At 47.8% G+C, this 5,420-nt stretch carries 3 protein-coding genes, 5 pseudogenes and 1 other annotated feature; of the genes and pseudogenes, 7 read left to right on the top strand and 1 reads right to left on the bottom strand.

Features of this window, described 5'->3' with window-relative positions; genetic code table 11:
* The 6 genes and pseudogenes from FTU00_RS15265 to FTU00_RS15285 form a co-directional block, all read left to right on the top strand.
* Positions 1–232 (top strand): annotated as a pseudogene (locus tag FTU00_RS15265) (ISNCY family transposase); the annotation flags it as partial.
* Positions 233–698: 466 nt separating this feature from the next.
* Complete coding sequence (locus FTU00_RS15270; RefSeq protein ID WP_006581699.1) at positions 699–1,265, top strand: recombinase family protein; 567 nt, start codon at positions 699–701, stop codon at positions 1,263–1,265.
* Between the two features lie 182 nt (positions 1,266–1,447).
* A pseudogene (locus FTU00_RS15275) lies at positions 1,448–2,420 on the top strand (IS3 family transposase).
* Positions 1,737–1,853: a sequence feature (AL1L pseudoknot), on the top strand. It overlaps the preceding pseudogene by 117 nt.
* Before the next feature lie 151 nt (positions 2,421–2,571).
* Complete coding sequence (gene floR, locus FTU00_RS15280; protein WP_000214122.1) at positions 2,572–3,786, top strand: chloramphenicol/florfenicol efflux MFS transporter FloR; 1,215 nt, start codon at positions 2,572–2,574, stop codon at positions 3,784–3,786.
* A gap of 27 nt (positions 3,787–3,813) precedes the next feature.
* Positions 3,814–4,113 (top strand): annotated as a pseudogene (locus tag FTU00_RS15675) (LysR family transcriptional regulator); the annotation flags it as partial.
* Between the two features lie 3 nt (positions 4,114–4,116).
* A complete protein-coding gene (locus FTU00_RS15285; protein ID WP_109354582.1) occupies positions 4,117–4,797 on the top strand; it encodes a LysR family substrate-binding domain-containing protein in 681 nt (226 codons plus the stop codon).
* 197 nt (positions 4,798–4,994) lie between these two features.
* On the opposite strand, the pseudogene FTU00_RS15290 reads toward FTU00_RS15285, so the two are convergent.
* A pseudogene (locus tag FTU00_RS15290) lies at positions 4,995–5,222 on the bottom strand (IS4 family transposase); the annotation flags it as partial.
* 89 nt (positions 5,223–5,311) lie between these two features.
* Here FTU00_RS15290 and FTU00_RS15295 point away from each other — a divergent pair.
* Positions 5,312–5,420, top strand: a pseudogene (locus FTU00_RS15295) (dihydropteroate synthase); the annotation flags it as partial.

Here is a 5,420-nt window from a genome sequence, read left to right on the forward strand (position 1 = left end):
AAGAAAAATCAATTACAGCATCTTCGATAAATTAAGTCAGCTTAACCAGCGAGAGATTGTTGAGAATAAACGTTTAGGTGCAGTTCTCAATCATATTCAACAACAGCATGAAGAATTGGAACAGCAAAACAAACGTAATCGTTCTCAATCTATGCCAAGCAGACGTGCACAGAAGACAGTAATCAAAGAACGAAATCTGAATCCTGTGCTTGACTTGGAAATGTCTGTATAGGACATTTCTATTTGGTTTTAAGGTAGGACATTACTACTTAGGAATAACAGCGTTATAATTCTCTATAGAAATCAATGCTGTAGTTTCTAGTTGATAGCCCATCTTCCCCAAGGTGGGCTTTTTTTATGATTTTTCACGTTCCACGCTTATTATTTAATCAAAAGACCTCTTGCGAAAGTATAGTTTATCTAATTTTTGAATTGGCTAAAACCTCATAAAATATAGCTTTTGGCTGCTTAAAATTTGACTAACGCAAGAATTCTAAAGTTTCTCAACTTTGATTAGCTCAAATAAATACCATTTCTCTTTTTCTAGGTCTCTTTAAATCACGAATTATGTAACTATAGAGTATAGCCTAACGGAACAAAATAAAGTCTTAAAAAGCAACTCAAAAACCGTATTTATAGACTTAATATTTAATTTCGGTACAATATGTATTTAATTATCTAAACTCTAACGGTACAGAATGCCTAATCAGGTCGGATATATTCGAGTCAGTTCAACTGAACAAAATACTGAACGTCAATTAGATGGAATCAGCCTGGATAAGACCTTTACTGAAAAGGCAAGCGGTGGTAGCCGTGAACGTCCTCAGTTAAATGCAATGCTCGACTATCTGCGTGAAGGTGATACGGTGCATGTTCATAGTATTGATCGTCTGGCACGTAATACAAATGATCTGAACGAAATTGTGAATAGTCTGAATGATCGTGGTATAACCATTATTTTTCATAAAGAGAATTTGACCTTCAGTCATGATGTAGCACAATCGGCAATAAATAAACTCATGTTTCAGATGCTTGCTGCATTTGCAGAGTTTGAACGCTCCATGATCCGTGAGCGTCAAAAGGAAGGAATTGCAAAAGCCAAAGCGAAGGGCTTATATAAGGGAAGAAAGCGGAAGGTTGACTATGTTGAAATACGAAAAGCAATGGCTGAAGAAAATTCAACATTTAGAGGTGTTGCAGAAAAGTTTAAAGTAGGGATAGCAACAGTACAAAGAGCTTTAAAAGAAGAAACTAATAATCAATAAGGTTGATTAATGAAGACGCTTAGATATTCAAATTTAGAAAAGATCATGACCATTTATACTGAAATTTCTACTTATATTACATTTCATAATGCGACTGGTTTAACAGATATAAATAAATCAATGGAAGATTTTTGAACCGTACCGGGTTTGTCGGAGACCAAGCTTTCTGAGAGAATGTCCCGATGAAAAAAGTAAAATATACCCCTGAAATCAGAGAAAGAGCGGTTCAATTATTGATTGAATCCGAGAAAGATTATCCATCGAATTGGGCTGCGATCACCGCTATTGCTCCCTGAGCAGTATACTGCGCAAGGGTTGTACTCCTGAAACACTACGTGTTTGGTATCAAAAATATTTAGATAAACAAAATCCAGTTAAAGTACAGCAGCTTTCAGACCAAGAACGTATCAAACAACTCGAACGCGAAAATAAAGAACTGCAACGCGCCAATGAAATTCTACGTAAAGCAGCCGCTTTTTTCGCCCAGGCGGAGCTCGACCGCCCACACAAATAATGGTGGATTTTATCCATAATAATAAAGAGCTGTACGGAGTCGAGGCGATTTGTAGAATTTTACCGATCGCACCTTCAACCTATTACCGGACTCTAGATCTCTGTGAAAATCCAGAACATCGAGCAAAGCGAGATTTACATGACTTGCATCATGCTGAGGAGATTAAACGAATTTGGAAGGAAAGTTCAGGTCGGTATGGTGTACGTAAAGTCTGGCAAAAACTGAAACGTGAAGGCTATATTATTGCGCGCTGTACTGTTGCTCGATTAATGCAAAAGCTAGGTATAAAAGGTGTTTGGCGTGGTAAGAACAAACAAACCACCCGTAGCCGAGATGATCAAAAACGAGCGGATGACTTGGTAAAACGTAATTTTACTGCTGATCATCCTGACCAACTGTGGGTGAGTGACTTTACGTATATTCAAACAAATTCAGGCTGGGTTTATACTGCATTTATTATTGATGTGTTCTCACGAGCAATTGTTGGATGGAAAGTATCGACACGGATGAATACAGATATGGTGCTCGATGCATTGGAGCAAGCATTTAGGGCGGCAGAGGGGGCTGGAACGCTGAGTGCGCCCATGCCGCATTGCAAAGCAAAAGATAATCGGATAAAATGTAGCAATTCATATTCGTAAGCGTGGAGTAATCAGATGGGAAATTCCAAGTCAGCAGACAAGTAAGCCGCAACAACCAGTATTGTTGTTGCGGCGCTCTGTAAGGCTAGTCTCATCTGATTGCTGACGAGCAGACGTCGCCCGGTATTCCTTAATCGAGGGTTGATTCGTCATGACCACCACACGCCCCGCGTGGGCCTATACGCTGCCGGCAGCACTGCTGCTGATGGCTCCTTTCGACATCCTCGCTTCACTGGCGATGGATATTTATCTCCCTGTCGTTCCAGCGATGCCCGGCATCCTGAACACGACGCCCGCTATGATCCAACTCACGTTGAGCCTCTATATGGTGATGCTCGGCGTGGGCCAGGTGATTTTTGGTCCGCTCTCAGACAGAATCGGGCGACGGCCAATTCTACTTGCGGGCGCAACGGCTTTCGTCATTGCGTCTCTGGGAGCAGCTTGGTCTTCAACTGCACCGGCCTTTGTCGCTTTCCGTCTACTTCAAGCAGTGGGCGCGTCGGCCATGCTGGTGGCGACGTTCGCGACGGTTCGCGACGTTTATGCCAACCGTCCTGAGGGTGTCGTCATCTACGGCCTTTTCAGTTCGATGCTGGCGTTCGTGCCTGCGCTCGGCCCTATCGCCGGAGTATTGATCGGCGAGTTCTTGGGATGGCAGGCGATATTCATTACTTTGGCTATACTGGCGATGCTCGCACTCCTAAATGCGGGTTTCAGGTGGCACGAAACCCGCCCTCTGGATCAAGTCAAGACGCGCCGATCTGTCTTGCCGATCTTCGCGAGTCCGGCTTTTTGGGTTTACACTGTCGGCTTTAGCGCCGGTATGGGCACCTACTTCGTCTTCTTCTCGACGGCTCCCCGTGTGCTCATAGGCCAAGCGGAATATTCCGAGATCGGATTCAGCTTTGCCTTCGCCACTGTCGCGCTTGTAATGATCGTGACAACCCGTTTCGCGAAGTCCTTTGTCGCCAGATGGGGCATCGCAGGATGCGTGGCGCGTGGGATGGCGTTGCTTGTTTGCGGAGCGGTCCTGTTGGGGATCGGCGAACTTTACGGCTCGCCGTCATTCCTCACCTTCATCCTACCGATGTGGGTTGTCGCGGTCGGTATTGTCTTCACGGTGTCCGTTACCGCGAACGGCGCTTTGGCAGAGTTCGACGACATCGCGGGATCAGCGGTCGCGTTCTACTTCTGCGTTCAAAGCCTGATAGTCAGCATTGTCGGGACATTGGCGGTGGCACTTTTAAACGGTGACACAGCGTGGCCCGTGATCTGTTACGCCACGGCGATGGCGGTACTGGTTTCGTTGGGGCTGGTGCTCCTTCGGCTCCGTGGGGCTGCCACCGAGAAGTCGCCAGTCGTCTAACCGACGACTGGTAGCAGGCCCGCTCCGATGCGGCGCACTAACCATCGAAACCTCGTGAATGTCGGTATCCTGTCTGGCAGGATACCGCTCATTTCCCTTGTTCAGTTCATCGCCGTCGCCGAGCATCTGAATTTTCGGCATGCGGCCAAGGCACTTGGTATCAGCCAGTCGAGCGTCAGCGCGCGTGTGAAAGCGCTGGAGGATAACCTTGGTGTCCTGCTATTTGAGCGCCATGCGCGGGGCGTTCGGCTAACAGACGCAGGCAGGCACTTCATGGAGCGTGTCACGGCGGGTGTCGATCAACTCGATCACGCAGTGAAGACCGCAGGCATGACAGCTCAAGGAGAATACGGCCGGCTTCGCATCGGCATCCATGCCTTAATCCCACGCAGCTTTCTCACGGAGCTGATCCGTCATTATCGGGAAGAACATACGGGCATTGAGGTTGAGATCACCGAAGGCACAGCCCGCGATGCGGTGATGCAGCTTCGTGCTGACCAGCTCGACGTGGTGTTCGTCGCGGGCAAGCCCGAGATGCCCGACTGCCATACCCGACCGATCTGGACCGAACCGCTGGTGGCCGTGCTATCGGATGGGCATCGCCTCGCCGGGCAGTCCGCAATCACTTGGTCCGATCTGGTCGGCGAGACTTTCATTGTTCGCTATGGTGGCACCGGCCCGCAGGTCCATGACCATATCGTGCTGCGCCTTGCCGGGCGTTGGCCCGCACCGTCGATCCGGCGCTTTGATGTGGGGCGCGACACGCTGCTATCTATGGTCGGACAAGGCTTCGGCATCACTATCGTCGGCGAGGCAACGTCATTGTTGCCGACGACCGGCATCGTCTTCCTGCCCTTCCTCGATGAACCGGAGCCGGTTGCCTTTACAGCCGTCTGGTCGCCGTTCAATCGCAACTCCGCACTGAAAAATCTACTCAACCTCGCAGGCAAAATGAAGCGTGACGGCGATTCGCCCAATCGTTTCCTGGATGGCACTCGACCGGCACGATAACGGCACAGGCGATCCATCCTATTTGCCGCCGATAGTATCCGGCAGCCCTCCGGCATCCTCTTTCCTGTTGCCCGTCCCGATTTTGCCTACTCTCTGATCGGCTCCGTCTCTTTTGCCGACTGGAGCCTGCATTGCGCGGAGGCCGAATCCTTTGGGGTCAGATCGCCGTAGTCATCACCATCGTTCTGGTGATGACACTGAGAAATTTGACGATAATCAAAATACTGACCTGCAAAGAAGCGCTGCATACGTCGATAAAATGATTGTGGTAAACACTTGATGGGCAAGGCTTTAGATGCAGAAGAAAGATTACATGTTTGCTTTAAAATAATCACAAGCATGATGAGCGCAAAGCACTTTAAATGTGACTTGTTCCATTTTAGAGATTTGTTTAAGATAAGATATAACTCATTGAGATGTGTCATAGTATTCGTCGTTAGAAAACAATTATTGTGACATTATTTCAATGAGTTATCTATTTTTGTCGTGTACAGAGATTATTATAGAAGCCCCCATGAATAAATCGCTCATCATTTTCGGCATCGTCAACATAACCTCGGACAGTTTCTCCGATGGAGGCCGGTATCTGGCGCCAGACGCAGCCATTGCGCAGGCGCGTAAGC

Source organism: Acinetobacter sp. YH12041, from assembly GCF_013419975.1.
GTDB lineage: Bacteria > Pseudomonadota > Gammaproteobacteria > Pseudomonadales > Moraxellaceae > Acinetobacter.

Coding starts and splice junctions, on each gene's coding strand:
- FTU00_RS15270 (WP_006581699.1), top strand. CDS start 699: ATGCCTAATCAGGTCGGATATATTCGAGTCAGTTCAACTGAACAAAAT.
- floR (WP_000214122.1), top strand. CDS start 2,572: ATGACCACCACACGCCCCGCGTGGGCCTATACGCTGCCGGCAGCACTG.
- FTU00_RS15285 (WP_109354582.1), top strand. CDS start 4,117: ATGACAGCTCAAGGAGAATACGGCCGGCTTCGCATCGGCATCCATGCC.